The organism is Aeromonas encheleia (genome assembly GCF_900637545.1).
GTDB lineage: Bacteria > Pseudomonadota > Gammaproteobacteria > Enterobacterales > Aeromonadaceae > Aeromonas > Aeromonas encheleia.
The window spans coordinates 2336597-2355536 of the sequence record NZ_LR134376.1 but is presented as its reverse complement, the minus strand read 5'-3'; the positions used below and the strand labels follow the sequence as shown (position 1 = coordinate 2355536).

At 61.0% G+C, this 18940-nt stretch carries 15 protein-coding genes; 11 read left to right on the top strand and 4 right to left on the bottom strand.

Annotated features, from left to right (window positions below):
- Window positions 1-523: 523 nt before the first annotated feature.
- Both EL255_RS10920 and ubiG read right to left on the bottom strand, forming a co-directional pair.
- Complete coding sequence (locus tag EL255_RS10920; protein ID WP_042652220.1) at window positions 524-1207, bottom strand: HAD family hydrolase; 684 nt, start codon at window positions 1205-1207, stop codon at window positions 524-526.
- A complete protein-coding gene (ubiG, locus tag EL255_RS10915; protein WP_042652219.1) occupies window positions 1207-1923 on the bottom strand; it encodes a bifunctional 2-polyprenyl-6-hydroxyphenol methylase/3-demethylubiquinol 3-O-methyltransferase UbiG in 717 nt (238 codons plus the stop codon). Before ubiG ends, EL255_RS10920 begins: the two co-directional genes overlap by 1 nt.
- Window positions 1924-2110: 187 nt before the next feature.
- On the opposite strand from ubiG, the gene gyrA reads away from it, so the two are divergent.
- The gene (gene gyrA / locus EL255_RS10910; RefSeq protein WP_042652218.1) at window positions 2111-4894 is read left to right on the top strand and encodes a DNA topoisomerase (ATP-hydrolyzing) subunit A; all 2784 of its coding nucleotides are present in this window, start codon (window positions 2111-2113) and stop codon (window positions 4892-4894) included.
- A gap of 295 nt (window positions 4895-5189) precedes the next feature.
- Entirely contained in the window at window positions 5190-5366 is a 177-nt protein-coding gene (locus EL255_RS21350; protein ID WP_170176006.1) for a hypothetical protein, read from the top strand.
- A gap of 13 nt (window positions 5367-5379) precedes the next feature.
- Here EL255_RS21350 and EL255_RS10905 read toward each other — a convergent pair whose 3' ends face one another.
- Window positions 5380-6432 carry a PA0069 family radical SAM protein gene (locus EL255_RS10905; RefSeq protein WP_042652217.1) on the bottom strand — a complete coding sequence of 351 codons (1053 nt, stop codon included), beginning with the start codon at window positions 6430-6432 and terminating at the stop codon, window positions 5380-5382.
- A 174-nt stretch (window positions 6433-6606) separates the two neighbouring features.
- On the opposite strand from EL255_RS10905, the gene EL255_RS10900 reads away from it, so the two are divergent.
- Entirely contained in the window at window positions 6607-7215 is a 609-nt protein-coding gene (locus tag EL255_RS10900) for a tetratricopeptide repeat protein (RefSeq protein WP_042652216.1), read from the top strand.
- Window positions 7216-7224: 9 nt separating this feature from the next.
- Here the strand turns inward: EL255_RS10900 and EL255_RS10895 are convergent, their stop codons facing one another.
- The gene (locus tag EL255_RS10895; protein ID WP_042652215.1) at window positions 7225-7437 is read right to left on the bottom strand and encodes a hypothetical protein; all 213 of its coding nucleotides are present in this window, start codon (window positions 7435-7437) and stop codon (window positions 7225-7227) included.
- A 386-nt stretch (window positions 7438-7823) separates the two neighbouring features.
- Here EL255_RS10895 and thrS point away from each other — a divergent pair, with 386 nt between their 5' ends.
- The 8 genes from thrS to EL255_RS10855 all read left to right on the top strand — a co-directional run bounded on the left by thrS (window position 7824) and on the right by EL255_RS10855 (window position 18939).
- Window positions 7824-9752, top strand: a complete 1929-nt coding sequence (thrS, locus tag EL255_RS10890) for a threonine--tRNA ligase (RefSeq protein WP_042652214.1) — start codon at window positions 7824-7826, stop codon at window positions 9750-9752.
- 96 nt (window positions 9753-9848) lie between these two features.
- On the top strand, window positions 9849-10304 hold the full coding sequence (gene infC / locus EL255_RS10885; protein ID WP_456297957.1) for a translation initiation factor IF-3: 456 nt from the start codon (window positions 9849-9851) through the stop codon (window positions 10302-10304).
- An 88-nt stretch (window positions 10305-10392) separates the two neighbouring features.
- Complete coding sequence (gene rpmI, locus EL255_RS10880; protein ID WP_005315535.1) at window positions 10393-10590, top strand: 50S ribosomal protein L35; 198 nt, start codon at window positions 10393-10395, stop codon at window positions 10588-10590.
- A 14-nt stretch (window positions 10591-10604) separates the two neighbouring features.
- Window positions 10605-10961 carry a 50S ribosomal protein L20 gene (gene rplT / locus EL255_RS10875; protein ID WP_005300683.1) on the top strand — a complete coding sequence of 119 codons (357 nt, stop codon included), beginning with the start codon at window positions 10605-10607 and terminating at the stop codon, window positions 10959-10961.
- 313 nt (window positions 10962-11274) lie between these two features.
- Window positions 11275-12258 (top strand): phenylalanine--tRNA ligase subunit alpha, encoded by a 984-nt coding sequence (gene pheS, locus EL255_RS10870; protein WP_005315542.1) that lies wholly within the window; start codon window positions 11275-11277, stop codon window positions 12256-12258.
- A gap of 12 nt (window positions 12259-12270) precedes the next feature.
- Complete coding sequence (pheT, locus tag EL255_RS10865; protein ID WP_042652212.1) at window positions 12271-14658, top strand: phenylalanine--tRNA ligase subunit beta; 2388 nt, start codon at window positions 12271-12273, stop codon at window positions 14656-14658.
- A 3-nt stretch (window positions 14659-14661) separates the two neighbouring features.
- On the top strand, window positions 14662-14958 hold the full coding sequence (ihfA, locus tag EL255_RS10860) for an integration host factor subunit alpha (RefSeq protein WP_005300715.1): 297 nt from the start codon (window positions 14662-14664) through the stop codon (window positions 14956-14958).
- 36 nt (window positions 14959-14994) lie between these two features.
- The gene (locus EL255_RS10855) at window positions 14995-18939 is read left to right on the top strand and encodes an ATP-binding protein (RefSeq protein ID WP_408608770.1); all 3945 of its coding nucleotides are present in this window, start codon (window positions 14995-14997) and stop codon (window positions 18937-18939) included.
- Window position 18940 lies beyond the last annotated feature (1 nt).

Here is an 18940-nt window from a genome sequence, read left to right as displayed (position 1 = left end):
AAAACCATGGCGCCACGCATCCAAGGTTCCCTTCTCTAGGGTGGCCTGGGGGCGAAGTGCGCCATGAATCACAAGATATAGTGTTATTTTAAATTCGAACTACAAGATAGTGAGGTCGGCACGGCATTGCAATCTGTGGATAACGCATTAGCTGTGGATAAATTGTGGGTGTTCGGGCTCGAGTTAGTGACTGCTCACAGTGAGTGGGTTTTCATCCGTCCGATCCGGCAAATGCAAGTCCGATGATCGAAGATGGAAAATTTAAATAACTTTTTTTGCTTGCGAAAAGAGGGTGTTTTTACTAGCAAATTCAGCCTGGTTATCCCTTGTGCAGCCAGGGTCAAAAGCTGTCCTGTCCCCACAGGCACGCACTTGTCATCCCCTCAAAACAGGGGGCGCATCTGCGCCCCCTGTCATTGCCATTGTGCGGCTCGGTGAATGAGCGCCGTGCTCATCTGGGAACCCTCTGACGCTAAAGCTGCCCGGATGATCCATCTATAGCGTTATGTTGTGCTGGCTCAGCTCAGCTCAGCTCGTAGCGCAGCCAATGGTGGAGGGCCTGCACTGTGTCGAACTGCAGATCCGCCCCCCAGTCGGCGGTATCCTCGTCATCGCTCAGATAGCCCCAGCCCGCCACCGCGGTACGCATGCCGGCGTTGCGTCCCGCCTCTATGTCACGCACATGATCCCCCACGTAGAGGCAGTGGCTCGCCTCGACCCCGAGCCGCTCGCAGGCATAGAACATGGGGGCGGGGTCGGGCTTGCGCACCGGCAGGGTGTCGGCACTGACGGTGACGCCACAGCTGGCGAGCGCCGGCAGGGCGGCAAGCAGCGGCTCGGTGAGGAAGCCCGGCTTGTTGGTGACTATGCCCCAGGGCAGCTTCTTCTCATCGAGCCATTCGATGAGATCCAGCATCCCCTCATAGGGGCGGGTGCCGACGCAGAGGTTGGCCGCGTAATGGTCGAGCAGGGCGGTGCGAAGGCGCGTGGCCCCCAGCTCTTCCAGCAGTTCGTCGCCGAGGCCCGCCCTGAGCAGCCCGAGGGCGCCGTGGGAGGTGGTCTGGCGGATGATGGCCTCGGGCAGCGGAGCAAAGCCTTCGCTTATCAGCACATGGTTGACGGCGGCCCCCAGATCCGGGGCCGTGTCGAGCAGGGTGCCGTCCAGATCGAACAGCACGCAGCGCAGCGGCGTCTGGTTAGCGCTCATCAGCCTTGCTCCGGGCGCACGAAGGCCACCATGTAGTTGACGTCGACGTTGGCCCCGAGTTTGAAGCGGTTGGAGAGCGGCGCGTAGTGCACCCCGCTCATGTCGCGCACCAGCAGGCCGGCGGCTTCCCCCATGCGACAGAGTTCGGCGGGGGTGATGAACTTCTTGTGATCGTGGGTACCCTTCGGCACCATTTTCAGCAGGTGTTCGGCGCCGAGGATCATCATCAGATAGGCCTTGGGGTTGCGGTTGATGGTGGAGACGAACACCCGTCCACCCGGCTTGACCAGGCTGGCGATGGCGCGCAGCACCGAGGCGGGATCCGGCACGTGCTCCAGCATCTCCATGCAGGTGACCACGTCATACTGGCCGGGCGCCTCATCGGCGTGCTGCTCGGCGGTCATCTGCCGGTATGCGAGCTCGACCCCCTGTTCGAGGGCGTGGAGGCGGGCGACGCCGAGCGGCTCCTTGCCCATGTCGATGCCGGTCACCCTGGCGCCGCGGCGCGCCATGCTCTCGGAGAGGATGCCGCCACCGCAGCCGATATCGAGCACCTGCTTGCCGAACAGGCCGTCGCTCTTGTCGGTGATCCAGTCAAGGCGCACCGGGTTGATTTGATGCAGTGGCTTGAACTCGCCCTCCATGTCCCACCAGCGGGAGGCAATGGCTTCAAATTTGGCGATTTCGGTCAGATCGACATTGGCATCACTATTCATTTTCGTGGATCCTGTGGCAGGGCGCGCAACTAGCGTGACAGGCGCGCAATCTATTGTCCTGGCGGGCATTATAACGGACGGACTTTGTCAGACCAGCCCGATTTCCGGCTTAAGGTATTTCGCGTCCTGTGTTACTATGTCGCGCTGTTTAAGCCAAAGAACAACTAATTAGGGATTAAGGCTTTCTATGAGCGATCTGGCCAGAGAGATCACGCCGGTCAACATCGAAGAAGAGCTCAAGAGTTCCTATCTTGATTACGCCATGAGCGTGATCGTAGGACGAGCTCTGCCGGATGTGCGTGATGGCTTGAAACCGGTTCACCGCCGCGTTCTGTTTGCTATGAACGAGTTGGGGAACGACTGGAACAAGCCCTATAAGAAATCGGCCCGTGTGGTCGGTGACGTAATCGGTAAATATCACCCCCACGGCGACAGTGCCGTGTATGACACCATTGTCCGGATGGCGCAGGATTTCTCCATGCGTTACATGCTGGTCGATGGTCAGGGCAACTTCGGCTCGGTCGACGGCGACAACGCCGCGGCCATGCGTTACACCGAAGTGCGGATGGCCCGCATCTCCCACGAGCTGCTGGCCGATCTGGACAAAGAGACCGTGGACTGGGTGCCGAACTACGACGGCACCGAGATGATCCCGGCTGTCATGCCCACCAAGATACCCACCCTGTTGATCAACGGTTCCTCCGGTATCGCGGTGGGCATGGCGACCAACATTCCGCCTCACAACCTCACCGAGATAGTCAACGGCTGTCTGGCGCTGATCGACAATGGCGATCTCACCATCGATGAGCTGATGACCTACATCAGCGGCCCGGATTTCCCCACCGGCGCCATCATCAACGGCCGCGCCGGCATAGTGCAGGCGTACCGTACCGGTCGTGGCTCCGTCTATGTGCGGGCCAAGGCCGAAGTGGAAGTGGACGAGAAGACGAGTCGCGAGACCATCATCGTTCACGAGCTGCCTTATCAGGTTAACAAGGCGCGGTTGATCGAGAAGATCGCCGAGCTGGTCAAAGAGAAGAAAGTCGAGGGCATCAGCGCCCTGCGCGATGAGTCTGATAAAGACGGCATGCGCATCGTTATCGAGATCAAGCGCGGCGAGTCCGGCGAGATTGTGCTGAACAATCTCTACAAGCACACCCAGATGCAGACCACGTTCGGCATCAACATGGTGGCGCTCGATAACAACCAGCCCAAGGTGATGAACCTTAAAGAGATCCTGGATGCCTTCCTGCTGCACCGCCGTGAGGTAGTGACTCGCCGGACCGTGTTCGAACTGCGCAAGGCGCGGGATCGGGCCCACATCCTGGAAGGTCTGGCGGTCGCCCTGGCCAACATCGACCCCATCATCGAGCTGATCCGTCACTCCGATACCCCGGCCGATGCCAAGGCCAAGCTGATTGCCCGTGGCTGGGAGCTCGGCAACGTCGCCGGCATGCTGGAAAAAGCAGGCGACGACGCGGCCCGTCCCGAGTGGCTGGAGCCGGAGTTCGGCATCCGTGAAGGTCAATACTTCCTGACCGAGCAGCAGGCCCAGGCCATCCTGGATCTGCGTCTGCACAAGCTGACCGGCCTCGAGCACGAGAAGATCCTGGAAGAGTACCAATCTCTGCTGGATCTGATCGCCGAGCTGCTGTTCATCCTGGCAAGCCCGGAACGGCTGATGGAAGTGATCCGCGATGAGCTGCTGGCCGTGCGCGATCAGTACGGTGACGAGCGTCGCACCGAGATCAACGCTTCCAGCGCCGAGATCAACATCGAAGATCTGATCACCCCGGAAGACGTGGTGGTCACCCTGTCTCACCAGGGCTATGTGAAGTATCAGCCGCTGACCGACTACGAGGCCCAGCGCCGCGGTGGTCGTGGCAAGTCGGCCACCCGGATCAAGGAAGAGGACTTCGTGGAGCGTCTGCTGGTGGCCAACACCCACGACACCATCCTGTGCTTCTCCACCCGTGGCAAGGTCTACTGGCTCAAGGTGTATCAGCTGCCGGAGGCGTCCCGTGGCGCCCGCGGCCGTCCGATCATCAACCTGCTGCCGCTGGAAGAGGGTGAGCGCATCACCGCCATCCTGCCGGTCAAGGAATATGCCGACGACAAGTACGTCTTCTTCGCCACCGCCGACGGTACCGTGAAGAAGACCAGCCTGTCTGCATTCAGCCGTCCGCTCTCCTCCGGTATTCGTGCCATCAACCTCAAAGAGGGCGATGAGCTGATCGGGGTGGACATCACCGACGGTAGCAACGAGATCATGCTGTTCTCCGATGCGGGCAAGGTGGTTCGCTTCGCTGAAGGCAGCGGCCGCGCCGATGCGGACGTCAGCGATGATGCCGACGCGGATGACGACAGCGTCATTGACGCCGGCAACGACGATGAAGGCAGCGACGGCGTTGAAGGCGCCGAGAACACCGAGAGCAAGGGCGCCTTCAAGGGCGTGCGTCCCATGGGCCGTACCGCCTCCGGTGTCCGCGGCATCCGCCTGCCCAATGGCAACAAGGTGGTCTCCCTCATCGTCCCCCGTGGCGAGGGTGCCATCCTGACCGCCACCGAGAACGGTTACGGCAAGCGGACCGCGTTGACCGAGTACCCGACCAAGAGTCGTGGTACCCAGGGCGTCATCTCCATCAAGGTGGATGATCGCAATGGCAAGGTGATCGATGCGATTCAGGTCGAAGATACCGACCAGATCATGCTGATCACCAACGGCGGTACCCTGGTGCGTACCCGGGTCGCCGAGGTGAGCATCATCGGCCGTAACACCGGCGGTGTCCGTCTGATCCGTACCGGTGAAGACGAGACCGTGGTCGGCCTGCAGCGCATCGCCGAGAGCGACGAGGAAGAGAACGACGTAGTTGCCATCGACGGTGAGCAGGTTGAAGGTGCAGATACTGCGCCAGACGCCGGTGCTGCCGACGCAGGCTCCAGCGAAGAGGGTGTGGCTGGCGACGAATAATCGTTACCCGCATCGATAAAAAAGAGCGACCCTTGGGTCGCTCTTTTTGTTTGTCCTGCCCTTGTCGCCGTTCGCTCCCGCCGTGGCGATCCACCCGAATTCCTCCGAGCCACATCGACGTGAGGGCGCCACTCTGCCCAAGTCTGGGCGCCAGTTCATTCTCATACTCAATCCTTCATCCCTGCGTCATCTGGCTGTCATCCCACCGGGACAGACTGCGGCTGTTCATCAGGGGGTAAGGGCACGATCATGCCCGAGCCCGGAGTATGCCGATATCATCCAGGAGGAACAGCTTATGACGAGTTGGATCATGTGGGAGATCTGGTGGAGCCGGATGTGGGGAGAGGATGCCAAGGCATCGTCACAGGAAGCGCAGGAGGAGGAAGTCGCCCATGAGCCATCGCGCCTGCCCGCCGAACTGATCGCACAGGGCAAGCAGGTGCGCTCCTATCCGTCACGACCGAGGGGTTGATGGCCGCCTGACGTCAGAACAGGCGTAACTGCTCGTTGGGGCGTATGAAGCGATCCAGGTTCAGTTGAACGTGACGCTTGCCGAGCCCCATCCGTTTGCTGATGAGCCGAAAGCGCTGGGCGAGCAGATCCGCAAACTGGCCTTGGCCCCGCATGCGGGTGCCGAAGGCCGGGCTGTTGAGGCTGCCGTCACGGCTGGCCCGTAGCTGGTTCAGGATGGCCTCCTTCTGACCCGGATGATGCTCGCTCAGCCAGTCGCTGAACAGGGTCGTCAGCTCATGGGGCAGCCGCAGTAGTATGTAGTCGGCGCAGCCGGCGCCCGCCTCGGCCGCGCTCCTGATGATCTGCTCCAGCTCGGGCTCGTTGAGGCGCGGGATCATGGGAGCCGCCAACACGCCGACCGGCACCCCCGCCTGGGCCAGTTTCTCGATCACCTTGAGTCGCCCGGCCCCGGTGCTGGCTCTGGGTTCCAGCTGCCGCCTCAGCGTCTCGTTGAGGGTGGTCACCGACACCATCACCTGACACAGCCCCTCTTTGGCCAGTTCGGCCAGCAGATCGAGATCCCGCAAGATCATCGCGCTCTTGGTGATGAGCCCCACCGGATGGCGGTGGGCCAGCATCACCTCCAGCAGGGCGCGAGTGAGCCGGTAATGGTGTTCGATGGGCTGGTAGGGATCGGTATTGGCCCCCAGCACTATGGTCTGTGGCTGATAGCTGGGCCTGGCAAACTCCCGCCGCAACAGCTCGGCGGCATTGATCTTGGCGAACAGCTTGGTCTCGAAGTCGAGGCCGGGGGAGAGCTCCAGATAGGCGTGGCTGGGTCTGGCGTAGCAATAGATGCAGCCGTGCTCGCAGCCCTGATAGGGGTTGATGGAGCGGCCAAAGGGAACATCCGGCGAGAGATTGTGGCTGATGATGCTCTTGGCCTGGATCTCGCGCACCTCGGTCTGGGGCGCCGAGGCCTCAAACTCAGGCGCGGCCTTATGCTGCCAACCATCGTCGATGACCTCGATCAGCGGGCCGCTGAAGCGGTGATCGATGTTGTGGGTACTGCCTCGTCCTGCCATAGTCGCCGACCAATACTGTTTATATGTACAGTCATTCTGCTCGGGCGCACGCCAAATTTCAAGTTCCGCCAGCAAGCCACCCTCTAAATGACATCACAGAGAGATCTCCTGCTTGATCCCGTCGCTACATTTCGTTTACATAGACAAAATGAGAACTGGATCACGGAAATTATCATGAAACTCACAACCTCTCGCTGGCTGTTTATCGGAGTGATCGGCCTGGTCATCTGGCGTCTGATCCCGCTCTCCACCGAGCAGGATCTGGCGACAGCCAACCGGGCCTGGCGCGTAGGCCACTTCGAGGAGGCGACCAGGATCTGGCAGCCGTTGGCCGATCAGGGTCAGCCCAGGGCGCTGGCGCTGATGGGCTGGAGCCACGAGGTGGGGCAGGGGAGCGAGCAGGATCTGGTGCAGGCCGTCAGCCTCTATCGCCAGTCGGCGCAGGCGGGGGATGCCTTCGGCCAATACCGGTTGGCGGAGCTCTACCTGCGCGGGGTGGGGGTGCAGCGGGACTTGCGCACGGCGTTTCACTGGATGGAGCTGGCGGCCCACAACGGCGATGTGCCCGCCATGCTCAAACTGGGGGTGCTCCATCTGATGGGGGCCAACGGCCGGGTCAACGTGGCCGAGGCCAAGCAGTGGCTCTATCAGGCATCCCAGAAGGGCAACAAGCTGGCGCTGCGGGTCCTGCAGGAGCTGGCGCTGGCGGAAGAGGGGCGCAGTGACTTCGATTTTAACGGGCAGTCGCTCCTGGAGGCCGGCCAGGCCAGCACGCCAAGCTAGTCTGCACCTTCAGGCACTGGCGCTGACCTTGCCCGGGGTGACGTCGGTGACGTAGAGGGTGCTGCGATCGGCGCTGTGCACTATGCTGCAGACCTCGCGCTTGCTGCCATCGCTCAGGATCACCAGCTCACCGAGATGCACGGGGCAGTGCGTCGTCAGTAGGTGATCCGGATGGATAATCTTCTCCGCGTGCTCCGGAAACGAAATGTCATAGGTGTACATCTTTATCTCCTCTCAGACGGGCTCCTATCTGGAAACCTAGCACAGGGAGGGGGCCAATGGGACGCTCGGCGGCAATAACCATTTTCATAATAGGGGGCCCGTCCTGAGTAGGGATGGGCCCGCGCACCCGCTCACGCCATCCGATAACCCGCCCCGTCGCTGTATGCAAAATCGTCGTGGCAACTTGTCTGAGTTGTCACGTCTGATACAATCCTCCGCTGTACCTGTCGATTGATAGCATCACACAACAAATAATTTGTGTGCCACTGTGTGTACCAACCGTATTGTGAACGGTGAAACATCCAAGTGAGAGGCTTGATTTTAAAGGACATTTTCAATTCACACGTGGCCTTTGGTAGGGGTCACCACTGTTAAGGAAATACATAATGCCAATCATTACTCTGCCTGACGGCAGCCAACGTCAATTTGCCCACGCCGTTTCTGTCATGGACGTCGCCGCGGACATAGGTCCCGGTCTCGCCAAGGCATGCATTGCCGGTCGGGTAAACGGTGAACTGGTGGATGCCTGCGAGCTGATCGAAGCCGATGCCTCCCTGGCCATCATCACCGCCAAAGACGAAGAAGGTCTGGACATCCTGCGCCACTCCTGTGCTCACCTGCTGGGTCATGCCATCAAGCAACTCTGGCCCCAGACCAAGATGGCCATAGGTCCTGTCATCGATAACGGTTTCTACTACGACATCGATCTCGATCGTACCCTGACCGACGAAGATCTGGCTGCCCTGGAAGAGCGCATGCTGGCGCTGGCCGCCAAGGATTACGACGTCATCAAGAAGAAGGTCTCCTGGCAGGAGGCGCGCGACGTGTTCGAGGCCCGCGGCGAGACCTACAAGGTCGAGATCCTGGATCAGAACATTGCCCGTGATGACCAGCCCGGTCTGTATCATCACGAAGAGTACGTCGACATGTGTCGCGGCCCCCACGTGCCGAACATGCGTCACTGCCACCATTTCAAGCTGCAGAAGATGTCCGGCGCCTACTGGCGTGGCGACTCCAACAACAAAATGTTGCAGCGGATCTACGGTACCGCCTGGGCCGACAAGAAGCAGCTCAAGGCTTACCTGCAGCGCCTCGAAGAGGCCGCCAAGCGTGACCACCGCAAGATCGGCAAGCAGCTCGACCTGTATCACATGCAGGAAGAAGCACCCGGCATGGTGTTCTGGCACAACGATGGCTGGACCATCTTCCGTGAGCTGGAAACCTTCATGCGTACCAAGCTGCGTGAGTATGACTATCAGGAGGTGAAAGGCCCCGCCATGATGGATCGCGTACTGTGGGAGCGCTCCGGCCACTGGGATAAGTATGCCCAGGGCATGTTCACCACCCAGTCCGAGAACCGCGAGTACGCCATCAAGCCGATGAACTGCCCGGGTCACGTCCAGATCTTCAATCAGGGCCTCAAGTCCTATCGCGATCTGCCGCTGCGCATGGCCGAGTTTGGCTCCTGCCACCGCAACGAGCCGTCAGGCTCCCTGCACGGCTTGATGCGGGTACGGGGTTTCACTCAGGATGACGCCCACATCTTCTGTACCGAAGAGCAGATCATGGAAGAGGTGTCCGCCTGTATCCGTATGGTCTATGACGTCTACGGCACCTTTGGCTTCGAGAACATCGTGGTCAAGCTCTCCACCCGTCCCGAGCAGCGTATCGGCTCCGACGAGGCCTGGGATCGTGCCGAGGCGGCCTTGGCCGAGGCGCTGGTGCTGAACGGTCTGAAGTACGATCTGCAGCCGGGTGAGGGCGCCTTCTACGGCCCCAAGATCGAATTCACCCTGCATGATTGCCTTGATCGTGCGTGGCAGTGTGGTACCGTGCAGCTCGACTTTGCCTTGCCGGGTCGTCTGGGTGCCACTTATGTGGGGGAAGATAACGAGCGCCACGTGCCCGTCATGATCCACCGCGCCATCCTGGGTTCCATCGAGCGTTTCATCGGTATTCTGACCGAAGAGTACGCAGGACTGTTCCCAACCTGGTTGGCACCGACTCAAGCCGTGGTGATGAATATCACGGATAATCAGGCCGATTATGCAGTGAAAGTAGCCAAGGCATTGAATGATGCGGGTCTTCGCGCAAAAGCGGACTTGAGAAATGAGAAGATTGGCTTTAAAATCCGCGAGCATACTTTGAAACGAGTTCCTTTCATGTTGGTCTGCGGCGATAAAGAAGTTGAAGCCGGCAAGATTGCAGTGCGAACTCGTAAAGGGGCTGACCTGGGTACTTATCCTGTTGAAGAGCTAATCGCTCTGTTGACCCAGGAAGTTCAGACCCGCGGACAAAAGAAAGTGGAGGAATAAGCTATAAAAGGCGGAAAAAAACTGGGCAAGCAACCGCAAGCCCGCGCTCACCGGATCAATGAAGAGATCCGTCTGAAAGAAGTTCGTCTGACCGGTTTGGATGGTGAGGCCATTGGCGTCACCACCATTCAAGATGCTCTGAACTTGGCCCTTGAGGCCGGAGTGGATCTGGTCGAGATCAGTCCTAACGCTGAGCCGCCCGTTTGCCGGATCATGGATTACGGCAAATTCCTCTACGAAAAGAGCAAAACCACCAAAGAACAGAAGAAAAAGCAGAAAGTTGTCCAGGTCAAGGAAATCAAATTCCGTCCTGGCACTGACGAAGGCGACTATCAGGTAAAACTACGCAACCTGGTTCGCTTTCTAGAAGACGGGGACAAGGCGAAGGTCACCCTGCGCTTCCGTGGTCGTGAAATGGCTCACCAGGATCTTGGTATCAAGGTTCTGGAGCGAGTCAAGACCGATCTGGAAGAGTTGGCCGTAGTCGAGTCGTTCCCGAAAGTCGAAGGCCGTCAAGCTGTGATGGTCCTCGCACCTAAGAAGAAATCTTAAGGCCCACAAGAAATTGACTCATGGGTTCGCCCCATGAGTCGGTTCGCCTTGCGATTTTGTTGTCACTCACAATGCGGAGTATGATGAAATGCCGAAGATGAAAACCAACCGGGGTGCTGCAAAGCGCTTCAAGAAGACTGGCTCAGGTCGCTTCAAGTGTAAGCACAACCACCTGCGTCACATCCTGACCAAGAAGAGCAGCAAGCGTAAGCGCAAGCTGGGGCCGAAGTTCATGGTTTCTGCTGCCGACCACAAACGTGTTGTCGCTTGTCTGCCGTACGCATAAGGGGGATGTGAAAAATGCCAAGAGTTAAACGTGGTGTGACTGCTCGCGCTCGTCACAAGAAAGTAATGAAAGCCGCCAAGGGTTACTACGGCGCCCGTTCCCGTGTCTACCGCGTAGCGGTACAAGCGGTAACCAAAGCTGGTCAGTATGCCTACCGTGACCGTCGCCAGAAAAAGCGTCAGTTCCGTCAGCTGTGGATTGCGCGTATCAACGCTGCAGCCCGTCAGAACGGTCTGTCCTACAGCCGTCTGATCAACGGTCTGAAGAAGGCTTCTATCGAGATCGATCGCAAGATCCTGTCCGATATCGCCGTTCACGACAAGCTGGCTTTCACCGCCCTGGTTGAAAAGGCCAAAGCAGCTCTGGTTTAATCCGGTTCTGTTATGAAAGATAAAAGGAGGCCTAGGCCTCCTTTTTTGTTGCCCCGAAATCCTCCCCCGACAACCAAACCCACCGCTCCTTTCCCCGGATGAACCATCATCTATGCCAACAAACGTGTGACATATCACACCTTATGTGGCGAAAGAGGGGACAGACTGGCACCCTTCCCCTATAACAAAATGATTTCTAGGGATAAAAGGCCACCATAACTATGGTCAGCCAAGGGGCTTTTTTTGTATTATTCCCCTCTTACCCTTATTTAGCCTAACAGGCTCCTGTTCCGGGAGTGGTGACGAGGAAGACATGCAACAGCTTGAAGAAGTAGTCGGCCAGGCCAAGGCCGAGATTGAGGGCGTCAATGACGTTGCGACCCTCGACGAGATCCGGGTCAAATATCTGGGTAAAAAAGGCTTTTTTACCGAGCAGATGAAGACATTGGGCGCCTTGTCCGCCGAAGAGCGTCCCGCCGCGGGCGCCGTGATCAACCAGGCCAAGCAGCAGGTTCAGGATGCCCTGAACGCGCGCCGCGATGCCCTGGTTGAGCAAGAGCTGAATCAGAAGCTGGCCGCCGAGACCATCGACGTCAGCCTGCCGGGCCGTCGCATCGAGAACGGTGGCCTGCACCCGGTGACCCGCACCATCGAACGCATCGAGCGCCTGTTTGGCGAGATGGGGTTCAAGGTTGAGCGCGGTCCCGAGATCGAAGACGGTTTCCACAACTTCGATGCGCTGAACATCCCGGCTCACCACCCGGCGCGTACCGATCACGACACCTTCTACTTCAATCCCGATCTGATGCTGCGCACCCACACCTCGGGCGTGCAGATCCGCACCATGGAACATCAGCAGCCGCCGATCCGCATCATAGCGCCGGGCCGCGTCTATCGTAACGACTACGACATGACCCACACCCCGATGTTCCATCAGGTCGAAGGCCTGCTGGTGGATGAGCACGCCAGCTTCACCGAGCTGAAGGGGATACTGCACGACTTCCTGCGCAACTACTTCGAGGAAGATCTCACCATCCGTTTCCGTCCCTCCTACTTCCCGTTCACCGAGCCCAGTGCCGAAGTGGACGTGATGGGCAAGAACGGCAAGTGGCTGGAAGTGCTGGGCTGCGGCATGGTGCACCCGAACGTGCTGCGTTCGGTCGGCATCGATCCGGAAAAATACTCCGGTTTTGCCTTCGGCATGGGCGTTGAGCGTCTGACCATGCTGCGCTACGGGGTCAACGACCTGCGTGCCTTCTTCGAAAACGATCTGCGCTTCCTCAAGCAGTTCAAGTAAGGGCGAGAGAACATGAAATTCAGTAAATCCTGGGTGATGGAGTGGGTCCGCACCGAGTTGAGTGACAACGCACTGGCCGAGCAGATCACCATGGCGGGTCTGGAAGTGGACGCCGTCGAAGCGGTGGCCGGCCAGTTCAACAACGTGGTGGTCGGTGAAGTGGTCGAGTGTGGCCAGCATCCGGACGCCGACAAGCTGCGGGTGACCAAGGTCAACGTGGGCGAGGCCGAGCTGCTGGACATCGTCTGCGGCGCGCCGAACTGCCGCACCGGCCTCAAGGTGTGTGTGGCCAAGGTGGGGGCCACCCTGCCGGGTGATTTCACCATCAAGAAGGCCAAGCTGCGTGGCCAGCCCTCCCACGGCATGCTCTGCTCCTTCAGCGAGCTGGGGATCGAAGTGGAAGCGGACGGCATCATCGAGCTGCCGAGCGATGCTCCCGTCGGCACCGACATTCGCGACTACCTCAATCTCAATGACGTCGCCATCGACGTGGACTTGACCCCTAACCGGGCCGATTGCCTCGGCATCGCGGGGCTTGCCCGCGAGATCGGCGTGCTCAACAGCGTCGACGTGGTCGAGCCAAGCTGGACTCCGGCGCCAGCCACCATAGACGCCAGCTTCCCGATCCGGGTCGATGCGCCGGCAGACTGCCCCCGTTACCTCGGTCGTGTCATCAAGGGGCTGAACCTGCGCGCCCAGAGCCCGCTCTGGATGCAGGAAAAGCTGTGCCGTGGCGGCATTCGCTCCATCGACGCCATCGTCGACATCACCAACTTCCTGCTGCTGGAATACGGTCAGCCGATGCACGCCTTCGATCTGGCCAAGCTGGACGGGGAGCTGGTGGTGCGCCGTGCCAAGGCCGACGAGCCGATGACCCTGCTCGACGGCAACGAGGTCAAGCTCAAAGAGACCACGCTCGTCATTGCCGACGCACAGGGTCCAGCCTGCATGGCCGGCATCTTCGGCGGCGAGCGCACCGGCGTGTCCGCCGAGACCACGGACGTGCTGCTGGAGTGTGCCTTCTTCGCACCGCTCTCCATCACCGGCCGTGCCCGTGCCTATGGCCTGCATACCGACTCGTCCCACCGCTTCGAGCGCGGGGTAGACCCACAGCTGCAAGCCAAGGTGATGGACAGAGCCACCCGACTGCTGCTGGATGTCTGCGGCGGTGAAGCGGGTCCGGTCATCGAGGTCAAATCCGATGCCCATCTGCCCAAGGCGACCCCCATCAAGCTGCGTCGTACCAAGCTCGACAAGGTGATCGGCATCAGCGTGGCCGATGCTCAGGTGGTCGAGATCCTGACTCGCCTCGGCATGCAGGTGACCATCGAGGCCGACGGCTGGACCGCCCTGGCGCCCTCCTGGCGTTTCGACATCGCCATCGAGGAAGACCTCATCGAGGAAGTGGCCCGCATCTACGGCTACAACAACATCCCGAACCTGAAACCGGCCGCCTCCCTGGCCATGGTGGAGCAGGCAGAGGGCCAAGTGACCCTCAAACGGGTGCGTGACCTGCTGGTTGACCGCGGTTTCCAGGAAGCCATCACCTACAGCTTCGTGGATCCCAAGGCCCAGCAGACCCTGTTCCCGCAGAGCGATGCCATAGCGCTGCCGAACCCGATCTCGGTCGAGATGTCCGCCATGCGCGTCTCCCTGTTCCCGGGTCTGGTGCAGGCGGTGGTCTACAACCAGAACCGCCAGCAGGGCCGCGTGCGCCTGTTCGAGCAGGGTCTGCGCTTCATCAAGGACGAGAGCGCCGAAAATGGCATCCGTCAGGAGCCCATGCTGGCCGGCATCATCACCGGCAACCAGAGCGACGAGCACTGGGACATCAAGAGCCGTGGCGCCGACTTCTTTGATTTGAAAGGGGATCTGGAAGCCGTGCTGGATCTCACCGCCGAAGGTGCCAGCTTCAGCTTCGAGCGTACCGAGCATAGCGCCCTGCACCCGGGCCAGAGCGCGGCCATCCTGCGCAATGGCGCCGTCATCGGCCACATCGGCGTGATCCACCCGAGCCTCGAGAAGAAGCTGGGTCTCAAGACCCGTGCCATCATGTTCGAGCTGGAGTTGAACAAGCTGATCCCCGCCAAGGTGCCGGTTGCGGCCGAAGTTTCCCGCTTCCCGGCCAACCGTCGCGACATCGCCGTGGTGGTTGACCACCAGGTTCTGGCCGGTGATGTGCTCGCAGTAATTAAAAAAGTTGGCGGAAATCAGTTAGTTGGAATAAACTTGTTTGACGTATACCAGGGTGCTGGTATGGCAGAGGACAAGAAGAGCCTGGCCATCAGTCTAGTTTTACAAGACAACCAGCGCACCCTGGAGGAGAAAGAGATTGCCGAGACCGTAGACAATGTCGTGCGGGCTCTCGGTGAAGAGTTGAATGCATCCTTGAGGGATTGATCTATGGCGCTTACCAAAGCCGACATTGCAGAGCACCTGTTCACCCAACTCGGGATGAGCAAGCGTGAAGCCAAAGACATGGTGGAAGCCTTCTTTGAGGAAATCAGACAGGCGCTCGAGCGCGGTGAACAAGTCAAGATTTCAGGCTTCGGTAATTTTGACCTTCGTGAGAAGAATCAGCGTCCCGGACGTAACCCCAAGACCGGCGAAGATATTCCCATCAGCGCCCGGCGGGTGGTGACCTTCCGGCCTGGCCAGAAGCTCAAGGCCAGGGTAGAAAATGTTGAACCCAATGAGTGACAGAAAGCCAGGCAAATGCCTGGCTTTCCCATTTCGATGACAAAATTCAGCCTACTGTTGGGCGCGCTGCTGGCCATGCCACTGCGTGCCGCCGTACTCCCCCTGCCGCCTGATACCCAGGCCTATGCCGATTCGCTGACCCAGCTGACGTTCTGCTATCCCGCCCTGCAGCGCCCTCCCTATCTGGAAAAACAGGGGGGATTGCTCATCGATCAGATGCAACGCCTGGCACAGCAACTGCCGGTGCCGTTGCAGTTTGACAAGCTGCCCAACTGGTCGGCGGTAGAGCAGGGTCTGCAAGAGGGGCGCTGCGATCTCATCCCGCACATAGGTCCCTCCCTGCATGCCCAACCCGGCATGGCGCTGAGCCGGGCCATGCTGGAAGCGGAGTCCGCCATCCTCTACCGGGGCGAGCTGGAGCAGGCCTCCTTCCTGGTTTCGCCTATCTGGCAGTCGACCGAGGTGCTGAAGGGGCTCTATCCCCAATCGTCCCAGCTGGCTCTGACCGATGCCGATAACTGGTATTCGGCCCTGATCGCCGGCAAGGGCAGCGCCTACCTCGGCGATTACCTGCAACTGCGCTACCTGATGCGGGAATACCCGGACGAGGGGCTGCGTCTGCGTCGCCTGCGCAGCGACGAGCTGGTGGTCAGCTACCGGCTGATGATGCGAGACAGACCCGAGTTGCAGCAGCTGATCGACACGGCGATCCGTTTCCTCCCGCCGGGCAGCCTCTACCGGGATCTGGGCCGCTACTTGCCGCAGAGTGAGCAGGACATCAACCCGCTGCATTTCACCGACAAGGAGCAGGCCTGGCTCATCGGGACCTCCCGCACCATCAAGCTGGTGGCGGATCCGGCCTTCATGCCCTACAGCGGCGTCAATCAGCAGGGCCAGCTGGTCGGCTGGAGTGGCGATGTGTTGCGGCGGGTGAGCCGGCAGACCGGGCTGACCTTCGAAGTCATCCCCGTCGCCAGCAAGGAGGAGGCACTGGCCAAGCTGCGCAGCGGCGAGGCCGCCATGATGGCCGGCCTGCTGGAGACGCCGGCGCTCAACCGGGAATTCGACTTTACCCGCACCGTGGCCATGAGCCGCTATGCCCTGGTCAGCCGCAAGCTGGGGGCCCATCAGCGGCTCGATGAGGTGAAGGGCAAGATAGTGGTGCCCAAGATGCTGTATGACACCAGCCTGCTGGCCAACTTCGGCCGGCATGACTGGCTGCGGGTCGACAGCCTGATGGAGGGATTGGATGCGGTGCAGGAGGGAGAGGCCGACGCCATGCTGGCGGAGCTCTACCAGCTGCAATACCCGCTGCGCAACAACCAGCTGGCCGATCTCAGCGTCAAGGAGCTGCCGGAGAGCTTCGGGCTCGGCTTTGCCATCCGCCATGATCAGCCCAGGCTGGCCGGGGTGATCGAGCAGAGCCTGATGACGATCAGCGATCAGGAGAACGACGAGCTGACCCAACGCTGGCGCCGGCTGGTGCTGACCCAGCAGAGCGGCGTCAGCTACGGCTTCTGGCTCGCCTCCGTATTGCTGGCGCTGTTGATCAGCGCGGCGGTGATCTGGTCGATCTGGCGCTCCCGCCAACAGCTGGCCCTGGAGGCCCGCGAGCGGCGCAAGGCGGAGCAGGCGCTGGCCCAGGAGAGCAAGTTCAGGGAGTCCCTGTTCCAGGCACTGCCCATGCCCGTGTTCCTGCGCAACGATAGGGGCGAGATCATCAAGCGCAACAAGCAGGCCAAGCGGCTGGAGGCGCGCTACTCAGCGGAGCTGATCCTGCCCGAGCCACGGCTGCAAGGGGCAGAGGGGGAGCTCTCCCTGCGCGAGCAGGTCTACTCCTATGCCCAGATCCCGCTGCAACTCGGCCCACAGACCCCGGCCGGCGATCTCATCGCCCTGTCCGACATCAGCGCCCTGCGCGAGCGCACCCGGCTGCTGCGCCAGGCGGAGCGGCGGCTGCGCGCCCTCACCAATACGGTGCCCGGGGTGGTGCTCCAGTTCACCCTGCAGGGCGGTGCCATCACCGGGGTGGAATTCGTCAGCCGCGGCAGCTACGAGCTGCTGGGGCTGGCCAGCCAGCAGATCCGGCTCAACTCCAATGCGACTCTCACCCGCCTCGCGCGCCAGGACAGACGCAAGATGCGCGCCCCCATGCTGGCCATGTTGCAGGCGGGGAGTCCCTTCTCCCATCTGCTGCGTTACCAGCACCCGACCAAGGGCTCGCGCTGGTTGCAGTTCTCCGGTCGGGGGCGCAGCCAGGGGGAGGGGTGGCGCGTCTATGGGGTGGTGCAGGATGTGACCGACAGGGTCGAGCAGGAGCATGCGCTGCAGCTCTCCCACGAGCAGGCCCAGCAGGCCGTGCTCGCCAAGGGACGCTTCCTGGCGGCCGTGAGCCACGAGATCCGTACCCCCATGAATGCCATCCTGGGGCTGCTGGAGTGGCTCGATCAGACCGAGCTCTCGGCGGAGCAGGCATCGGTGCTGACTCATGTCAGGCAGGCGGGCAACGAGCTGCTGGGGCTGCTCAACGACGTGCTCGATTTCAGCCGCAACGAGAGCCGCCAGTTGCGACTCTCCCCGCAGCCGACCGATCTGGTGGAGCTGTGCGAACACGTGGCGGCGGTGCACTGGTCCAAGGCGCGCTCCAAGCGGTTGCAGCTGCGTCTCGCGCTGGATACCAATCTGCCCGCCCTGATGGAGCTCGATCCTCACCGGGTGCAGCAGGTGCTGCACAACCTGCTCGCCAACGCCATCAAGTTCAGCCTGACCGGCGAGGTGGTGCTGTGGGCCCGCCGGCAGGGGGAGTGGCTCTGCTGCGGGGTGGATGATCAGGGGCCCGGCATCAGCGCCGAGCTGTTGCCCAGGCTGTTCCTGCCCTTCGAGCAGGGGGAGGAGCCGGGCCAGCCAAGGGCACAGGGGACCGGGCTGGGGCTGGCCATCAGTCGCCAGCTGATGGAGCAGATGGGCGGCGAGATCCGGGTCGAGGCCCTGGCCACCGGCGGCAGCCGCTTCACCTGCTCGCTGCCGCTGCGACCATTGCGGGAGAAGTCACCCTGGCAACCCAGGGTCAATGCCCTCAGCCTGCGGCTGGTTGGCGCTGAGTTGGAATACATGCGTGGCTGGCTGGTCGAGATCGGCGTGAGCGAAGACCTTGACGGGCCCTGCCTGAGCGCTGAGCTGGACGAGCGGGGCCTGCGTTACTGGTCCTGGCAGGGGGAACCCTGGATCCCGGGCTCAGTGGTCAGCCTGCTGCAACCCAGGCTCGCCAGCGCAGGCGGCGAGATCGCGGACCTGCCGGGGGCCGGCATGCGGATCCTGCTGGTGGAGGATCACGAGGTGAACCGGGTGCTGATCGGCATGCAGCTCAGCCAGCTGGGGGCCGAGGTGCTGAGCGCCGCCAATGGCCGGCTGGCACTGGATATCCTGCAGCACGAATCGGTCGATCTGGTGCTGACCGATCTGCAGATGCCGGTGATGGATGGTGCCGAACTGTGCCGCCAGTTGCGGGACTCCCCGCGCTGGCAACAGCTGCCGGTCTACGTGATCACCGCCGATCTGAGTGAGCAGGCGGCAGAGCGGCTGACCGACAGTGGCTGCCACGGCCATCTGGACAAGCCGGTGATGCTGAAAGAGTTGGCCATCTTGCTGCGCAGCCTGTCCGGACAGGCCGCCGGAACCAGTCAGGAGGAGGAGACGCCCCAGCCCTGGTCAGAGCTGGCGCCGCTCAGCGCCGAGCTCATCAGCCTCTATCTGGCCTCTACCCGCCAGGATCTGGCCGACATTGCGGACTGCGTCACACAAGGGGATGAGCGGGCCCTCAATACGGCTTTACACAAGATGAAGGGGGCCGCCAAAATGGTGGGAGCCGCGGCGCTGGTCGAGGTGATTGAGCGCTGGCAGCGAACCCCCGAGCAGCCCCTGATCGAGTCACTGCGCCATGCCGTGGATGAGGTCTGTCGGCAATTGGGCAAGAGGGTATGAG

What these genes read in the sequence shown, in the direction of transcription:
- EL255_RS10920 (WP_042652220.1), bottom strand. Translation starts at nt 1,207, where the DNA reads ATGAGCGCTAACCAGACGCCGCTGCGCTGCGTGCTGTTCGATCTGGAC.
- ubiG (WP_042652219.1), bottom strand. Translation starts at nt 1,923, where the DNA reads ATGAATAGTGATGCCAATGTCGATCTGACCGAAATCGCCAAATTTGAA.
- gyrA (WP_042652218.1), top strand. Translation starts at nt 2,111, where the DNA reads ATGAGCGATCTGGCCAGAGAGATCACGCCGGTCAACATCGAAGAAGAG.
- EL255_RS21350 (WP_170176006.1), top strand. Translation starts at nt 5,190, where the DNA reads ATGACGAGTTGGATCATGTGGGAGATCTGGTGGAGCCGGATGTGGGGA.
- EL255_RS10905 (WP_042652217.1), bottom strand. Translation starts at nt 6,432, where the DNA reads ATGGCAGGACGAGGCAGTACCCACAACATCGATCACCGCTTCAGCGGC.
- EL255_RS10900 (WP_042652216.1), top strand. Translation starts at nt 6,607, where the DNA reads ATGAAACTCACAACCTCTCGCTGGCTGTTTATCGGAGTGATCGGCCTG.
- EL255_RS10895 (WP_042652215.1), bottom strand. Translation starts at nt 7,437, where the DNA reads ATGTACACCTATGACATTTCGTTTCCGGAGCACGCGGAGAAGATTATC.
- thrS (WP_042652214.1), top strand. Translation starts at nt 7,824, where the DNA reads ATGCCAATCATTACTCTGCCTGACGGCAGCCAACGTCAATTTGCCCAC.
- rpmI (WP_005315535.1), top strand. Translation starts at nt 10,393, where the DNA reads ATGCCGAAGATGAAAACCAACCGGGGTGCTGCAAAGCGCTTCAAGAAG.
- rplT (WP_005300683.1), top strand. Translation starts at nt 10,605, where the DNA reads ATGCCAAGAGTTAAACGTGGTGTGACTGCTCGCGCTCGTCACAAGAAA.
- pheS (WP_005315542.1), top strand. Translation starts at nt 11,275, where the DNA reads ATGCAACAGCTTGAAGAAGTAGTCGGCCAGGCCAAGGCCGAGATTGAG.
- pheT (WP_042652212.1), top strand. Translation starts at nt 12,271, where the DNA reads ATGAAATTCAGTAAATCCTGGGTGATGGAGTGGGTCCGCACCGAGTTG.
- ihfA (WP_005300715.1), top strand. Translation starts at nt 14,662, where the DNA reads ATGGCGCTTACCAAAGCCGACATTGCAGAGCACCTGTTCACCCAACTC.
- EL255_RS10855 (WP_408608770.1), top strand. Translation starts at nt 14,995, where the DNA reads ATGACAAAATTCAGCCTACTGTTGGGCGCGCTGCTGGCCATGCCACTG.